Below are 15,530 nucleotides of genomic sequence, written 5' to 3' on the forward strand. Positions count from 1 at the left end.
TTGCTGCGCTGAGTATGGCCGCTGGCCGCTTCCCCGTCGGAGCGCCTCAGCGTTCCTTGGTAATCAGCAGTTCGTGCGCGCCCGCAGCAGCCGCCCCCATCGATTCCACTACGGTGGCGGTCCTCAGCCGGGTGGCCTCGTCCGCCTCGGGAGTTGCACAGCCGCCCTGCGGCGCGTCGGTTGCCACCGAGCACCAGCGGTACGGGTCGCGGACGATCACCGAGGGGGCCCACGCGAGGTCCGACGCCGCCCACCTGCCTGCTGCGTCCTGGCTGAACTGCGCCCGCACCAGCAAGCCCTCATTGTTGACTACATACCAGGGCGAAAGCTCAGTGACGCCGTTGCCCAGCCCGTAGACGATCCAGGTTCCCTTGTAGTTTTCGATCGGCAGCACCGAGTGGGTGTGGTGGCCGTAGATCATGGTGAACTGGCCGCTGTCCACCAGGGCGCGGGCCACCTCCTGCTGCTGGGCGTTCGCCTGGCTCGCGTACTCGTCCCCAGCGTGCATGGCACCGAGCACGATGTCCGCGCCGAGGGCCCTCGCCTTGACGGCCTTGGCGATCATGGTGGGCGCATCCAGCATGTCCACCTGCCAGTCGTATTCAGGGTATTGGCCGTTGAGGCCGTAGGTTCCCTGGATGATGGCGATCTTCGCCGCCTCAGTCTGCAGGATCAGGATTCCCTGTGACTCGGTTTCGGTGCGGTAGGAACCGGTGTGCTTCAGCCCCGCGGCATCCAAGGCGTCCAAGGTGCGCAGCAGTCCATCGGTGCTCCGGTCGATCGTGTGGTTGCTTGCGGTGGTGCAGGCCTGGTAGCCCACTGCCTTGGACGCTGTAATGATCTGGGGCGGGACGTTGAACGATGGGTAGGCCGCGAACGGCCCGTCCGGCCCGGCCACAGGGGTCTCCTGGTGGCAGATGGCCAGGTCACTGGCCTGGATGTACTTGCGTTGGCCTTCGAGGAGCGGGGTGAAGTCCAGCCCTGGCTTACCCGCCGCTGCGGCGTCGTCACGGGCCTGCTGCCAGAGCTGGGTGTGGACCAACATGTCGCCGGTCACCAGGACGGACGTGCAGCGCAGCGTGGGACACGCCGGCCCCGCGCCGGGCGTGGGAGTGGGCGTCGGGGCGGGGGTCGCCGTCGGGCTTGGCTGCCCTGTCCCGGCGTCGGCACCCGCGGCCGCACCGGAGGAAGGCGCGGTCTGTTCAGCGATCAGGCCGCACCCTGCCAGCAGCGCCGCGGCCACTGTGAAAGCCGAAAGCGCCGCCCCAATACGCATAGCAGCAACGCACTTTATGTTCCCCATAGGCGCCATTGTAGGTCTGGCCGTCGCCCGAATTCCGGAAAGGCACGCGTTGAGAAGCATGCGCCAGTATGAAAGGTTAGCGTGATGACGAATCCCCTCCTCAGCGCCAGCACCCTGCCCTATGGGCTGCCGCATTTTGCCGAGATCAGACCATCCGATTACGCCGATGCCATCCGCGCTGGCCTGGCGGAGCATCTGGTGGAAATCCAGACGATCGTCGACAACCCGGTGCCGGCGAACTTCGAGAACACGGCCCTGGCCATGGAGAAGTCCGGCCAACTGCTCCAGCGGGCGGTGGACTCCTTCTTCACCCTTGTCTCAGCCGACGCAACAGACGAAATCCGTGACCTGGAAACCGAACTCTCACCCCGGATTTCGGCCCATCAGGACGAGACCTATCTCAAGCGCGGACTGTTCGACCGCTTCGCGGCGATTGACACCACCGAGCTTGACCCTGAGTCCGTCCGGCTCGTGGAGGAGTACATGAAGGAGTTCCGCCAGACCGGGATCCAGCTCGAAAAGCCGGGCCAGGAAAGGCTGAAGGAAATCAACGCGGAGCTGTCCAAACTGGGCACGGAGTTTGGCCAGCGGGTCAAGGAGGCCATGAAATCGGCCGCACTGCTGCTGGACACAGCAGCCGAGCTGGCCGGCTTGCCGGCAGATGATGTCGCCAGCGCCGCTGAGGCGGCCCGCGCCGTTGGCCACGACGGAAAATTCCTGCTGACGCTGGTCCAGCCGAGCAACCAGCCCGCCCTGGCTGCCCTCGAAAACCGGGATGTCCGCCGTCGGCTGTTTGAGGCCTCCCTCGGCCGGGGCAGTGACGGCAGCGGCCTGGACGTCTTGGAACTGGCCAGGTCGACGGCCGGCCTGCGCGCTGAAAAGGCAGCCCTTCTGGGTTTCACGAACTATGCCGAACTGGAGTTGGACCGCCAGACGGCCCGCGACTTTGAGGCGGTCCAGTCCATGCTGAACAGGCTGGCCCCCGCCGCGGTACGCAATGCCGACGCCGAGTCCGCGGCCCTGACTGAGGCGGCAGTGCATCCGCTGGAGGCCTGGGACTGGGCATTTTACTCAGCCAAGGTGCGGCGGGAAAAGTACGCAGTTGACGAGCAGGCGCTCCGCCCCTATTTCGAGTTGGACCGCGTTCTCCGGGACGGCGTCTTCTTCGCCGCCACATCCCTCTACGGCATCACCTTCCACGAACGGAAGGACCTCGCAGGATACCACCCGGACGTCCGCGTCTGGGAAGTCCGGGACCAGGACGGGAGCGGGCTGGGGTTGTTCCTCGGCGACTACTACACCCGCGAATCCAAGCGGGGCGGCGCGTGGATGAACTCGCTGGTGGAACAATCGGTCCTGCTCGGCACCCGGCCGGTGGTGATCAACAACCTCAATATCTCCAAGCCGCCGGCAGGCAAGCCAACGCTCCTGACGCTGGACGAGCTACGCACCACCTTCCACGAGTTCGGACACGCACTCCACGGCTTGTTGTCGAACGTGACGTATCCGCGGTTCGCCGGGACTGCTGTCCCCCGCGACTTTGTGGAATATCCGTCGCAAGTCAACGAGATGTGGATCCTGTGGCCAGAGGTGCTTGCAAATTATGCCCGGCACCACGCCACCGGCGAACCGCTTCCGCAGCAGGTTGCGGACAAGCTGAACGACTCACGGCTCTGGGGCGAAGGCTTCGCCACCACGGAATACCTCGGCGCTGCATTGCTGGATCTGGCCTGGCATGTGCTGGACGAAACCGGAATCCCCGACGACGTCCTGGCGTTTGAGGCGAAGTCCCTCGCGGCCGCAGGCGTGGCTCATGCCCTGATCCCGCCGCGTTACCGGACCGGCTATTTCCAGCACATCTTCGCGGGAGCCGGCTATGCTGCCGGCTATTATTCGTACATCTGGAGTGAGGTGCTGGATGCCGAAACCGTGGACTGGTTCACCGAGAACGGCGGCATAACGCGCGCCAACGGCGAACGTTTCCGCCAGGAGCTGCTTTCCCGCGGCAACAGCAGGGACCCGTTGGAATCCTTCCGTTCGCTCCGCGGCCGCGACGCACAACTGGAGCCCCTGCTGAAACGCCGCGGCCTCGACTAACACTCAGTTAATGAACGACGCCGGTCCCTCGCCCAGAAAGGTGAGGAACCGGCGTCGTAAACCAGGAGCGCCAAGCGAATGACGGGGCTGATCCGGTAGCGCGCGTAAAAGGGGCCCCGCGCCCCAGCTCGCCGCGAAGCGGCCTAGCAGGGCGCGGGGAATAGCGCGCAGAGGATCAGCGCCGCCAGGCGCCCAAGTAAAGCGAGTTACCAGCCGCGCTCGGAGAGGCGGTGCGGCTGCGGGATCTCGTCCACGTTGATGCCCACCATGGCTTCGCCGAGGCCGCGGGAGGCCTTGGCGATGACATCGGGGTCATCGAAGAACGTGGTGGCCTTGACCACGGCAGCGGCACGCTGGGCCGGGTTGCCGGACTTGAAGATGCCGGAGCCAACGAACACGCCGTCGGCGCCGAGCTGCATCATCATGGCAGCGTCGGCCGGGGTGGCAATGCCGCCCGCGGTGAACAGCACCACGGGGAGCTTGCCGGCGGCAGCAACTTCCTTGACCAGTTCGTACGGGGCCTGCAGTTCCTTGGCCGCGACGTAGAGCTCGTCCTCAGGCAGGGCGGCGAGCTTGGCGATCTCGGCGCGGATCTGGCGCATGTGCCCGGTGGCGTTGGAGACGTCGCCGGTGCCGGCCTCGCCCTTGGAACGGATCATGGCCGCGCCCTCGTTGATGCGGCGCAGCGCCTCACCGAGGTTGGTGGCGCCACAGACGAAGGGAACCTTGAAGTTCCCCTTGTCGATGTGGTGGACGTAGTCGGCCGGGGTCAGGACCTCGGACTCGTCGATGTAGTCCACGCCCAACGACTGCAGGACCTGGGCTTCGACGAAGTGGCCGATCCGGGCCTTGGCCATGACCGGGACGGAGACGGCTTCGATGATCTTGTCGATCATGTCCGGATCGGACATGCGGGACACGCCGCCCTGGGCACGGATATCAGCCGGAACGCGTTCCAGCGCCATCACTGCAACGGCACCGGCGTCTTCGGCGATGCGGGCCTGTTCGACATTGACGACGTCCATGATGACGCCGCCCTTGAGCATCTCGGCCATGCCGCGCTTGACGCGGTTGCTGCCCGTGACGCTGTTCGCGGACGAACCGGCTTCGCTGCTTACATCAGGTGTAGACACAAAAACCCCTATGGGTAGATAGATGATCTTCGCCGGGCGTGAGGGCGGCAAAAAGCCGAAAGTACACGCACCGGGTTGCCGGATCCATTGACCGGGCAGTCACAATACTAGTCCCACGGCAGGCGGCGGGCTTAATCAGCCTTATTCAGAAGCCGCGGACTCCGCAAAGGCCTGGCGATGGACGGTCGCTACGCGCTGGATGATCGTGATGAGGCTGGCCAGGGCCAGCAGTCCGAGCGTCACAAGTAGGACCACAGGGGGCAGTCCCAGGCCGGTGAATCCGGTGACCACAAGCACCGAAACCAGTCTCTCGGCGCGCTCGGCAATGCCAACATTCGCCGTGAAGCCGAGGGACTCCGCCTTTGACCGCGCATACGAGACCACCATGCCCAGAACCAGACAGAGCATGGCTGCGACGGCGATGGCGTAATCGGCGCCCCCGGTGAAGAACCAGATGGCCACGCCCGCGAACAGTGCGCCGTCGGCGATCCTGTCCAAGGTGGAGTCCAGGAAGTTTCCCCAGCGGCCGCCGGTGTCCCGCAGCCGGGCCATAATGCCGTCGAGCACGTCGGAGAAGATGAACGCGGTAATGAACAGGGTTCCCCACCAGAGCTGGCCGAGGGGGTAGAACACCAACGCACCCACCACCACGCCGGCGGTTCCGATGACCGTCACAGCGTCAGGGGAAACTCCGATTTTCAGGAGCCAGCGCGCAAGCGGAGTGAACAGCGCGGTGAAAAACCCGCGCGCATGCCTATTCAGCATCCGTCTCCCCGGGCCAGGCGTCTGCGACCTGCTGGCGGACTTCGTCCAGAGTCTGCGTGATGGCCTTGGTCTGGGCAATGATGGGGAAGAAGTTTCCGTCCCCGCCCCAGCGCGGAACGATGTGCTGGTGCAGGTGCGCGGCGATTCCTGCCCCGCCCGCTACGCCCTGGTTGATGCCGAGGTTAAAGCCGCCCGGGTTCGCTACCTTGCGCAGGACCCTCATGGCTGTCTGGGTAATCTCCGCAAACTCCGCGGTCTCTTCCACGGTGAGGTCCGTGTAGTCCGGGACGTGCCGGTACGGGCAGACCAGAAGGTGGCCCGGATTGTAGGGAAACAGGTTCAGGACCACGTAGCAGGCCTTCCCCCGGTAGACGATCAGGGCTTCCCCGTCAGTCCGGCCCGGACCAACGCAGAAGGGGCAGTCGTTCTCGTTCTTGAACTGGTGCTGGCCGCCCTTAATGTAGGCCATCCGGTGCGGAGTCCACAGGCGCTGGAAAGCATCCGGCACGCCCGCGAGATCAAAGTCATCGGTCACGCCGGCATCCCCTGGATAGCCTGCGCCTGTGTTCTCCTGCACCGTGTTCTTATCCGTTTCCGCTAGCTGGTCCGGTTACGGACGGCTTCCGTGATCCGCTTAACGGCCTCGGCCACCGGCACGCCGTTGTCCTGGCTCCCGTCACGGAAGCGGAAGGACACCGCGCCGGCCTCGGCGTCGTCACCGCCGGCGATCAGGACAAACGGGATCTTGTCCTTGCTGGCGGTGCGGATCTTCTTGGGGAACCTGTCCGAGGACGTATCCACCTCGGCGCGGATGCCCGCCGCCTTGAGCTGGTCAACGACGTCGAACATGTACTCGTTGAACGTTTCGGCTACCGGGATGCCCACCACCTGGACAGGGGAAAGCCACGCCGGGAACGCGCCAGCGTAGTGCTCGGTGAGTACGCCCATGAAGCGCTCGATGGAACCGAAGAGCGCACGGTGGATCATCACGGGACGCTGGCGGGTGCCGTCGGCTGACTGGAATTCCAGCTCGAAGCGTTCCGGGAGGTTGAAGTCCAGCTGGATGGTGGACATCTGCCAGGTGCGGCCGAGTGCGTCTTTGGCCTGCACGGAGATTTTAGGTCCGTAGAACGCCGCTCCGCCCGGATCCGCGGCCAGTTCCAGACCGGATTCCTCGGCCACCTCGGTGAGGGTCCGGGTGGCTTCTTCCCAGGCTGCGTCCTCGCCGACGTACTTCTCCGGGTCCTTTGTGGAAAGCTCCAAGTAGAAGTCGGTCAGGCCGTAGTCCTTCAGCAGGTCCAGCACGAACGTCAGGGTCTTGGTGAGCTCGTCCTTCATCTGCTCGCGGGTGCAGTAGATGTGGGCGTCATCCTGGGTCATTCCACGGACGCGGGTCAGCCCGTGCACCACGCCGGACTTCTCGTAGCGGTACACCGAGCCGAATTCGAACAGCCTCAGCGGCAGTTCGCGGTAGGAGCGTCCCCGCGAGCGGAAGATCAGGTTGTGCATGGGGCAGTTCATCGGCTTGAGGTAGTAGTCCTGGGCGGGCTTGCGGACCGTACCGTCAGCGTTGAGTTCTTCATCCACGCGCATTGGCGGGAACATGCCGTCCTTGTACCAGTCAAGGTGGCCCGAGACCTCGTACAGGTGGCCTTTGGTGATGTGGGGTGTGTAGACGAACTCGTAGCCGGCTTCGACGTGGCGCTGGCGCGAGTAGTCCTCCATCTCTTTGCGGATGATGCCGCCCTTTGGATGGAAGACGGGCAGGCCGGAGCCAAGCTCGTCAGGGAAGGAGAACAGGTCCAGCTCCACGCCAAGCTTGCGGTGATCGCGCCGTTCTGCCTCCGCGAGGCGTTCCTGGTAGGCCTTCAGCTCGTCCTTAGTGGGCCAGGCGGTGCCGTAAATGCGCTGCAACTGCTGATTCTTCTGGTTGCCCAGCCAGTAGGCGGAGGAGGAACGGGTCAGCGCGAAGGCGTTGGAAATGAGTTTGGTGTTGGGCAGGTGCGGGCCGCGGCAGAGATCGCACCAGACGCTGTCACCGCTTTTGCGGTCCACGTTGTCGTAGATGGTGATGTCTCCGGCGCCGACCTCGACGTTGACGCCTTCACCGGCTTCGGCGGCGTCGTTCTTTCTGCCCAGCAGTTCCAGCTTGTAGGGCTCGTTCTTCATGGCTTCACGGGCCTCGTCCTCGCTGACCACGCGGCGGACGAACTTCTGGTTCTGGTTGACGATCTTGAGCATCATCTTTTCGAGGGTTTTCAGGTCCTCGGGCGTGAACGGCTCGGCGACGTCAAAGTCGAAGTAGAAACCGTCAGTGATGTACGGTCCGATGCCCAGCTTGGCGTCCGGGCGCAGCTGCTGAACGGCCTGGGCCATCACATGGGCCGTGGAGTGGCGGAGCACGTTCAGTCCGTCGGGCGAACCAATGGTGACGGCCTGGATGTCTGCGCCTTCGGGCAGTTCCTGGTCCAGGTCCGTCAACTCGCCGTTGACACGGGCTACAACGACGTCGCGACGCTCAAAGAAGAGTTCCGCACCGGTTGTCCCGGTAGTCACCTTGGTCTCTTCGCCATCGACGATGAGGGTGATCTGCTGGGCATCTGACACGGGTGTCTCCTATTCAAAGTTAAGGCTTCATAGCTTGCGGCATACGGGGACCACAGCCAGCCATCGTCAATGCTATCGGTTTCCCGGGAGGTCGACCAACGGGACCCGCGGCACCTCAGCCGCCCATTCCGGTAATCGCAAGGCTTCGGCTGATCCCGTCCAGGGGATGCGGCACATCGGTGCTCTCCACGCGATCCGCCGCGAACGGCAGGGATTCCACCCGGCTCAGGTCCCAGGCCATGCTGGCGCTCAGGCTGATTCCCCGGGGACCTGTCCGCCGTGTGGTGCCCCGGATCAGCAGCAGCCTGGTGCCGAACAGCAACAGCCCCGCCTGCTCCTGGGCTTCATGGAAGAACACGGAGTCGACGCAGCCGGTGCCGTCGTCGATGCTGATGAACACCACCCGCCGGCCGCCACGCATGGGCGGTGTCTGGGTGGCGATGCGCACCCCGGCCACCAGCACCTCGGTGTTGTTGCGCAGGCTCAACAGTTTGTCTGCAGTGGTGACCCCCAGCCGGTCCAGCATGGGCCGGTGGCTGTCCATCAGGTGCCCGCTGACATCTATGGCCATCAGGTCCAGTTCTGCCCGGACCTTTTCCACCAGGGTGGGCGCGGGAAGCCCGGGTTTGACGTTCCGCAGTTCCACATCCCCCAGCGGCAGGGACAGCTGCCCTTCCATGATGTCGATGCCCTTCCGGGTACCGCCCGCGGCCTGGAGCTTTTGCAGGTGTTGGACGAGATCTGCACGGTTGGCGGAGCCGCCCGACTCCCGGTGCAGGGAATCAAAGGCACCTAGCTGGGCGAGCCTTTTGATGCTTGGCTTGCTCAGCCTGGACCGTGCCCGGAGGTCAGCCAAGGAGTCGTAGGGCTGGCCGGCGACAATCCGTTTGAGCTCGGCCCCGGACAGGCCATAGATGCCGTTAAGGCTCAGCCTGATCCCCAGTTTGCCGGCGTCCGGCCCGTCCGCGACCCGCTCCACCCGGTACTCGGCCTGGCTGCGGTTGATGTCCAGCGGCAGGATGGGGATGCCCAGCCTGCGTGCTTCTGCCACCAGCAGCCGTTTGGGGTACATGCCGGGATCGTGTTCCCACAGCCCGGCCAGGAAAGCCTCGGGGTGGTGCGTCTTGAGCCAGGCGGACTGGTAGGTGGGAACAGCAAATGCCGCACCGTGCGCCTTGCAGAAGCCGAAGCTGCCAAAGGCTTTCAGGGTCCCCCAGACCTTGTCCACCACTTCCGGGGAGTACCCCTTGATCCGGGCCTCCTTGCGGAAGAACTCTTCCACTTTCAGTTCAAGGACCTCGTTGCCGAGCGCCCGGCGGAACTCATCTGCGCGCGCCAGGCCGCAGCCGGTCATCACGTTGAAGGTTTTCAGGATCTGTTCATGGAAGACAGTGACGCCATGCGTTTCCTTCAGCACGGGTTTTAGGTCGGGGTGCGGGTAGACCTCCGGCGCGAAGCCGTGCCTGTGCTCCAGGAAAGGCCTCACCATGTCCGATTTCATCGGGCCCGGCCGGAACAGCGAAATGTCGATGATGAGGTCATTGAACTCACGCGGCGCCAGCTTGCCGATCAGCTCACGCTGTCCGGGCGACTCGATCTGGAAACAGCCCAGGGTGTGGGTGCTGCGGATCAGTTCGTAGGTTGGTTCATCATCCAGCGGCACGGCGTTGAGGTCGATGTGTCCGTTCTCGGCGATGTAGTCCGGCCCGGTCCCGTCAGGACCTGCAGGGTGGGCCCCTGCCGCCACCACTTCCGCTTTGGAAGGATGGATCCGGATGACTTCCCGGACGGCAAACGCCATGGCGCTCTGCATCCTGACCCCCAGGACATCAAGCTTGAGCATGCCCATGGGATCCATGTCGTGTTTATCGAACTGGCTCATGGGCAGCCCCAGTCCGCTGGGCTGCACAGGGGTCCGGTCCAGCAGCGTGGCATCGCCCAGGATCACGCCGCAGGGATGCATGGAAATATGGCGGGGCAGCCGGTCCAGCCGTTCGGTGAGGTCCACCAGCAGGTCAAGCTGCTGGTTTTCGGCGAAGTCCCGCTGTTCCACCCGTCCGGCGAACTCACGCAGCTCAGGCTTCTCAACCAGTGCCTCACGGAATTTCCGGGCCGAAAAACGCCACAGCTGCTTGGCGATCTCACCGACGTCGTCATCGTCCATACCCAGGGCCATCCCGGCGTCACGGACGGCACCGCGGGCGCGGTACCCGTTCTGCATGCTCATCAGCGTGACGCGCTCGGAACCGAAGCGGTCAAAGATCCGCCGGTACACGTTGTGCCGTTCGGCGCTTTCGACGTCGATGTCGATGTCCGGCAACGTGGCCCGGTCCCGGGACAGAAAGCGTTCGAAGATCAGGTCGTGTTGCAGTGGGTCCACCTGGCTGACATCAATCAGATAGTTGACCAGGCTGGAAGCCCCGGAACCGCGGGCGGCTGCCCTGACCCCCATGTCCATGATCATCCGGGAGACCTCCGCGACCGTGAGGAAGTAGGACGAAAACCCGAGGTTCCTGATGATCCCCAGTTCGTGCTCCAGCCGCGAGCGCATGTCCTTGTGGGCAGATCCTGATATTCCGGGAAACCGCCTGCTGATCCCGGCCTCACAGCGCTGCACCAGTTCAACGTGCGGGTCCTGGCTGATGCCAATGACCGATGCCTCGGGGACCACCGGCTGCTTCCATCCCATGTCAGTCACCGGGTCAATCCGGCAGAAGTCGGCGAGCGCCTCGGTCTGTGCCATCAGCTGTTTGAGGTCCGCTGTGCCATACCCTGCGGCGCGGATGATTTCCTTGCCCAACTGAAGCATCTGCGCTGATGATTTGAGCCAGGCCTGCCCGTTGGGCTGGAGCAGCGGTTCGGCCGCGAGCTCGGGGAGGGACTTCAGTGTCCGGGCGGAGTCGAGCACGTCCGCCGTGGCGGCACCGTCCTCGGCGCAATAGCGGACCGCATTGGTGAGCGCGGCCGGTATGTGGTGTTCTTCCGCGAGTTTGAGCATACGCACTGCATGGGCGGTGCTCAGGGGCGCCCCGGGGGCAGTGAGCTGGGAAACGACTTCCGCCACCAGGGATCCTGCGGGCATGGCGTCCAGCCAGCGCTTGAAAAGGGTGCGCGGACGGAGGTAGCGCCTGCCACTCATGGCCCGTCCGACGTCGGAATCCGGGCCGATCAGGACTGTCAGGACCGGCTTCAGGGTTTTGGGGTCGAGTGTGCGGGAGGCGAGTTCGGCACGGGTGACCGCCACTGGCACCGCTCCCCCGGCTTTGCCGGAGGTGCGGGCATGGGCATCGGACACCAGCCGGCACAGGGCGCGGTAGCCCGCCCCGTTGTTGTGGCCACGGGCGAGCACCACCACCCTGCCGGCGAGCTGGGTGCGGTGGTCGCCGTCGTCGTCGAAGACCGCAAGGTCCACACCCACGACGGGGTCGATGCCGGCGGCCATGCAGGCTTTGAGGTGTTTGATGGTGCCGTACAGGCCGTCCCGGTCCGTGCAGGCGAGCGCGGTTGCGCCGTCCGCGGCGGCAACCTGGGCCAGTTCATCGGGCCAGGCCACGCCATAGTGTGCGCTGAAGGCCGTGGAAACGTGAAGGTGGGAGAAGCTCATGCTGTTTGAGGCCGGAGTGCGTTGTGGATCCGCAGGAGCCTCCAGCGGCCGCTGCCGATATGCCTGCTCAGGTCCAGGGTGAGCGGCTCTCCTTCATCCCGAGGGCCGGCACTCCGCGGGTCCGCCTGTACTTGGACGCGCCAGATTTCGTGGTCCACCAGCCCCGGCCCGCTGCCGAGGGGTGCACGGCGTTCCTCGACCCACCACTGCCGGCGTTCGTACCACCGGACAGGCTCGGCACACACCGTGTAGTGCCGCCCGGCCCACTGGAGTTTCAGCGGCTGGCCCGCAGTGGTGCAGACGACGTCCACGGACTCGCTGAACATACCCATGGGCGCCTCCCGGAACTGAACGGAGCTGATGCAAAATGCTGATGCAAAAAGCAAGGTATTCGAATACATGTTCGAAGAAATCCAGTCTACGACGGGGCCCCGACAAAACCTAGACAGGGGTGGACGGACGGGCAGCAGGGGGGCAGGATTGTGGCATGAGCACCCATGACGCACTCCTCAAGCACGTAAGCATCAAGGCCCAGGACGAAAAGCTCGTGGCAACCTTCGATATCGACGGCAACATACCGGGGGCAGGTGCGTACGTAGTGGGACTGGTGGCAGCGAGCCCTGATTACTCATCACAAAGACGGTTGGGCATTGAGTTCATGAACGGGGAGGCCATTGCCTTCTACTCGTTCAGCCATGACCAGAGCGCCGAGGAAAACTATGATCTTGCCGGTGTGACGCACTCGGGCAACATCATCACGGGCAACTTCCCCGTCGCGGCCGTCCATGGCCTGGGCAAGGGACACATCATGTCGGCCTTCAGCGAGGCTGACGGCCGGGAGTTCCAGTCGGGCGTCGCCGTCGAGGAAGCGCTCTAGGAAACACCGGAGCAGGTGCTGCCGGAACCATGTCCGGACAGCACCCGGGCGGCGTCAGCTGCTTTCTTTGTGGACCTTCATTTCGAGTTCGATGAACCCCAAGATCATGGCCCGGTAGGTTGATTCCACGATGTCCGGATCAATGTCCTTCTTTTCCGCGGCGGACCGGACATGCTCAATCACCCGTTCCACCCGGCCGGGGGCGCGGACTTCAGCGTCGTCCCCCTTCAGGGTTCCGGCGATCCGGATCAGGCGTTCACGCCGCGCAATGAGGGTGACAATCTGCTCGTCAACTTCGTCGACCGCAATCCGAACGGCAGCGAGCTGTTCCTTGTCGGCCAAAGCATCCCGATCGTTTCCTTGAATTGTTGCCATCTTCTGACAGTATCGAAGCATGCAGCCCAGAGTCGACTTCATCTCACTAGGCGTTCGCAGTGTTGTCGCCTCCCGCCGGTTCTACGCGGAAGGCCTCGGCTGGCCTGTCCACCGCGAGTTCCCCGGCGATGTGGTGTTCATCCAGGTCAACCACGGCCTCATCCTTTCCCTCTGGGATGCCACACAGATGCATGCCGAGGCGGGGGTCGGTGCTCCCGGCCCGGTCCCCTGCATCACGCTCAGCCACAACCTGCCCAGCACCGAAGCGGTGGACCGGGTCATGGCGGAGGCGGCATCGGCCGGGGCCACCATCGTCGCCTCGCCCGTCACCCAGCCCTGGGGCGGGTACAGCGGCTATTTCGCCGATCCGGACGGCTTCCGCTGGGAGATTGCCTATAACCCCACCTGGGCAGTGGACGACGACGGCAAGGTCACCGTTTAGGGGCACGTCACCCGGAGCGTCGGTTTAGAACAGTGCCTCTACCGGGAGGATGAGTTCCGGGGAGTTGTTGCGGACGTTGCCCACCTCGGTCCCGACGGAATCCACGTGCCATCCGGAAGCGGCGTCCTTCACCCCGGCCCGGACGAGGTCCACCAGTCCCGCGGCGTCGTCGGCGTGCGGGTCAAGCCACGCGGCCATCGTGGCCCGGTCCATGGGCAGTGGCACGCGGTCGTGCAGGGCGGTGAGCTTGCCGAAAATTGTGGACTCAGCGCCAGGCGGCGGGGTGTCTGCCGTCAGGATGGACGTGGAGAGCATCCATCGTCCGGGATCGCCCTCGGCCTTGGACGGATCCTTCCACCACTCATACAGGCCCGCGAACACCAGCCCGCTGCCTTTGCCCGGATGGACGTAGTAGGGCTGTTTGGCTTTGCCGGTGCCCTGCTTCCACTCGTAGTACCCGTCCGCCGGGACAGCGCAGCGCCGTGACTTCACGGCCTTGCGGAAGGCTGGCTTCTCCAGCACAGTCTCGCTCCGCGCGTTGATCATTTTGGGGCCGATACCCGGATCCTTCGCCCAGGAAGGCACCAGGCCCCAGCGGGCCACATGCAGCTGCCGCACAGGGCCGTCATCGATCAGCCGTTCCAGGACGATCGGGACATCGTCGGTTGGCGCCACGTTCCATGACGGGGGAAGGTGCACTTCCTCTTCCAGCTGGGCATCAAAGTCGGCCAGCAAATCGCCCACGGCCCGTGCCATCACATAGCGTCCACACATGGATCCAGCATGCCATCAGCGTTATCTACTGTCATCCGGCACCGCATCCGCCAGGCCAGCTCAGGGAATAGCCGGCCCCGGGTTACCGTTAACGGGAACGAACCCCGTCAACGATTTCAGGAGAGCTCCGTGGACTTTACCCCCGAAAACGGCACAATCACCATGTTTTCCACCACCTGGTGCGGCTACTGCAACCGGCTCAAGAAGCAGCTGGACGCGCAGGGCATCGGCTACACGGAAATCAACATCGAAGAGGTGGAGGGCACAGCCGACCTCGTGGAACAGCTCAACGGTGGCAACCGCACCGTCCCCACCGTTCTCTTCCCGGACGGCACCGCCGCCACCAACCCCTCCGCTGCCGAGGTAAAGAGCCGCCTCGCAGCCTGACCACGGCACTCATGTGGTAGACAAAACGGGACCAACATCCGTGTTGGTCCCGTTCTGTCTATCTGCATTGAGGGGGCCATTCGTGGTCCATAAAGTCAAAGGTGTCGTAGCCCGCTCCGAGGGCGCCCCGGTCACTCTGGAGACCATCCTGGTCCCGGATCCGGGTCCGGGCGAGGCCCTGGTGGACATCCTCACCAGCGGCGTCTGCCACACCGACCTGCACTACAAACTGGGCGGCATCAGCGATGACTTCCCCTTCCTCCTGGGCCACGAGGCCACCGGGATTGTCAGCGCCGTAGGCCCCGACGTCACGGACGTCGCCCCGGGCTACCGCGTGGTGCTGAACTGGCGGGCCGTCTGCGCCAACTGCCGTGCGTGCAACCGCGGCCAGGCACACTACTGCTTCAACACCCACAACGCCACCCAGAAGATGACGCTCGAGGACGGCACCGAGCTGTCCGCCGCCCTGGGCATCGGCGCCTTCGTCGAAAAGACCCTCGTAGCCGCCGGCCAGTGCACCAAGGTGGATCCCGACGCCGATGCTGCCGCCATCGGCCTGCTCGGCTGCGGCGTGATGGCCGGACTGGGCGCCGCCATCAACACCGGGGGCGTCAAACGCGGTGATACCGTCGCCGTCATCGGCTGCGGCGGTGTAGGCGTGGCCGCCATCGCCGGCGCCGCGCTCGCCGGCGCAACCACCATCATCGCCGTCGACATCGACGCGAAAAAGCTGGACCGTGCCAAGGAACTCGGCGCCACCCACATCGTGCACTCCTCGGATTCTGACCCGGTGGAGAAAATCCGGGAACTCACCGGCGGCTTCGGCGCAGACGTGGTGATTGACGCCGTCGGCCGTCCCGAAACGTACAAGCTGGCGTTCTACGCGCGCGATCTCGCCGGCACCGTGGTGCTGGTGGGCGTCCCGACGCCGGAGATGACCCTTGAGCTGCCGCTCCTGGACGTTTTCGGCCGCGGCGGATCGCTGAAGTCCTCCTGGTACGGTGACTGCCTGCCGTCCCGGGACTTCCCCATGATCAGCCTGTACAAGCAGGGCAAACTGGACCTGACGTCCTTCGTGACCGAGCGGATCACCATTGATCAGGTGGAGGAAGCGTTCGAGAAGATGCACTCCGGTTCGGTGCTGCGTTCGGTGGTGGAACTGTAAG

Annotated in this window: 14 protein-coding genes; 5 read left to right on the plus strand and 9 right to left on the minus strand. The window is 64.5% G+C overall.

All coding sequences use genetic code 11. The features are described from left to right. Positions 1 to 46: 46 nt before the first annotated feature. Positions 47 to 1,303, minus strand: a complete 1,257-nt coding sequence (locus ACZYZ4_RS03955) for a CapA family protein (RefSeq protein WP_463858384.1) — start codon at positions 1,301 to 1,303, stop codon at positions 47 to 49. 84 nt (positions 1,304 to 1,387) lie between these two features. On the opposite strand from ACZYZ4_RS03955, the gene ACZYZ4_RS03960 reads away from it, so the two are divergent. Continuing rightward, positions 1,388 to 3,400 carry a M3 family metallopeptidase gene (locus ACZYZ4_RS03960; RefSeq protein WP_463858386.1) on the plus strand — a complete coding sequence of 671 codons (2,013 nt, stop codon included), beginning with the start codon at positions 1,388 to 1,390 and terminating at the stop codon, positions 3,398 to 3,400. Positions 3,401 to 3,606: 206 nt separating this feature from the next. Here the strand turns inward: ACZYZ4_RS03960 and pdxS are convergent, their stop codons facing one another. The 6 genes from pdxS to ACZYZ4_RS03990 all read right to left on the minus strand — a co-directional run bounded on the left by pdxS (position 3,607) and on the right by ACZYZ4_RS03990 (position 11,841). Then, on the minus strand, positions 3,607 to 4,533 hold the full coding sequence (gene pdxS, locus ACZYZ4_RS03965) for a pyridoxal 5'-phosphate synthase lyase subunit PdxS (RefSeq protein WP_463858388.1): 927 nt from the start codon (positions 4,531 to 4,533) through the stop codon (positions 3,607 to 3,609). Positions 4,534 to 4,674: 141 nt separating this feature from the next. After that, a complete protein-coding gene (gene pgsA / locus ACZYZ4_RS03970; RefSeq protein ID WP_463858390.1) occupies positions 4,675 to 5,298 on the minus strand; it encodes a phosphatidylinositol phosphate synthase in 624 nt (207 codons plus the stop codon). Further along, complete coding sequence (locus ACZYZ4_RS03975; RefSeq protein ID WP_463858392.1) at positions 5,288 to 5,875, minus strand: HIT family protein; 588 nt, start codon at positions 5,873 to 5,875, stop codon at positions 5,288 to 5,290. The genes pgsA and ACZYZ4_RS03975 overlap by 11 nt, the downstream gene beginning before the upstream one ends. Positions 5,876 to 5,895: 20 nt before the next feature. Next, positions 5,896 to 7,905, minus strand: a complete 2,010-nt coding sequence (thrS, locus tag ACZYZ4_RS03980) for a threonine--tRNA ligase (protein ID WP_463858394.1) — start codon at positions 7,903 to 7,905, stop codon at positions 5,896 to 5,898. A gap of 115 nt (positions 7,906 to 8,020) precedes the next feature. After that, complete coding sequence (locus ACZYZ4_RS03985; RefSeq protein WP_463858396.1) at positions 8,021 to 11,509, minus strand: DNA polymerase III subunit alpha; 3,489 nt, start codon at positions 11,507 to 11,509, stop codon at positions 8,021 to 8,023. After that, complete coding sequence (locus tag ACZYZ4_RS03990; RefSeq protein WP_463858398.1) at positions 11,506 to 11,841, minus strand: DUF6504 family protein; 336 nt, start codon at positions 11,839 to 11,841, stop codon at positions 11,506 to 11,508. Before ACZYZ4_RS03990 ends, ACZYZ4_RS03985 begins: the two co-directional genes overlap by 4 nt. A 155-nt stretch (positions 11,842 to 11,996) precedes the next feature. On the opposite strand from ACZYZ4_RS03990, the gene ACZYZ4_RS03995 reads away from it, so the two are divergent. Beyond that, positions 11,997 to 12,386 (plus strand): hypothetical protein, encoded by a 390-nt coding sequence (locus ACZYZ4_RS03995; RefSeq protein ID WP_463858399.1) that lies wholly within the window; start codon positions 11,997 to 11,999, stop codon positions 12,384 to 12,386. A 54-nt stretch (positions 12,387 to 12,440) separates the two neighbouring features. Here the strand turns inward: ACZYZ4_RS03995 and ACZYZ4_RS04000 are convergent, their stop codons facing one another. Then, positions 12,441 to 12,761 carry a chorismate mutase gene (locus tag ACZYZ4_RS04000; RefSeq protein ID WP_282331519.1) on the minus strand — a complete coding sequence of 107 codons (321 nt, stop codon included), beginning with the start codon at positions 12,759 to 12,761 and terminating at the stop codon, positions 12,441 to 12,443. A 19-nt stretch (positions 12,762 to 12,780) separates the two neighbouring features. Between ACZYZ4_RS04000 and ACZYZ4_RS04005 the strand changes: the two genes are divergently transcribed. Beyond that, positions 12,781 to 13,203, plus strand: coding sequence for a VOC family protein (locus tag ACZYZ4_RS04005; RefSeq protein ID WP_463858402.1), 423 nt, complete (start codon positions 12,781 to 12,783; stop codon positions 13,201 to 13,203). A gap of 24 nt (positions 13,204 to 13,227) precedes the next feature. On the opposite strand, the gene ACZYZ4_RS04010 is transcribed toward ACZYZ4_RS04005, so the two are convergent. Continuing rightward, a complete protein-coding gene (locus ACZYZ4_RS04010; RefSeq protein WP_463858404.1) occupies positions 13,228 to 13,977 on the minus strand; it encodes an SOS response-associated peptidase in 750 nt (249 codons plus the stop codon). A 129-nt stretch (positions 13,978 to 14,106) separates the two neighbouring features. On the opposite strand from ACZYZ4_RS04010, the gene ACZYZ4_RS04015 reads away from it, so the two are divergent. Next, entirely contained in the window at positions 14,107 to 14,364 is a 258-nt protein-coding gene (locus tag ACZYZ4_RS04015) for a mycoredoxin (RefSeq protein ID WP_111907727.1), read from the plus strand. An 82-nt stretch (positions 14,365 to 14,446) separates the two neighbouring features. Then, positions 14,447 to 15,529 carry an S-(hydroxymethyl)mycothiol dehydrogenase gene (locus tag ACZYZ4_RS04020; protein ID WP_463858406.1) on the plus strand — a complete coding sequence of 361 codons (1,083 nt, stop codon included), beginning with the start codon at positions 14,447 to 14,449 and terminating at the stop codon, positions 15,527 to 15,529. Position 15,530 lies beyond the last annotated feature (1 nt).

The sequence above is a fragment of the Pseudarthrobacter adonitolis genome, from assembly GCF_055412845.1.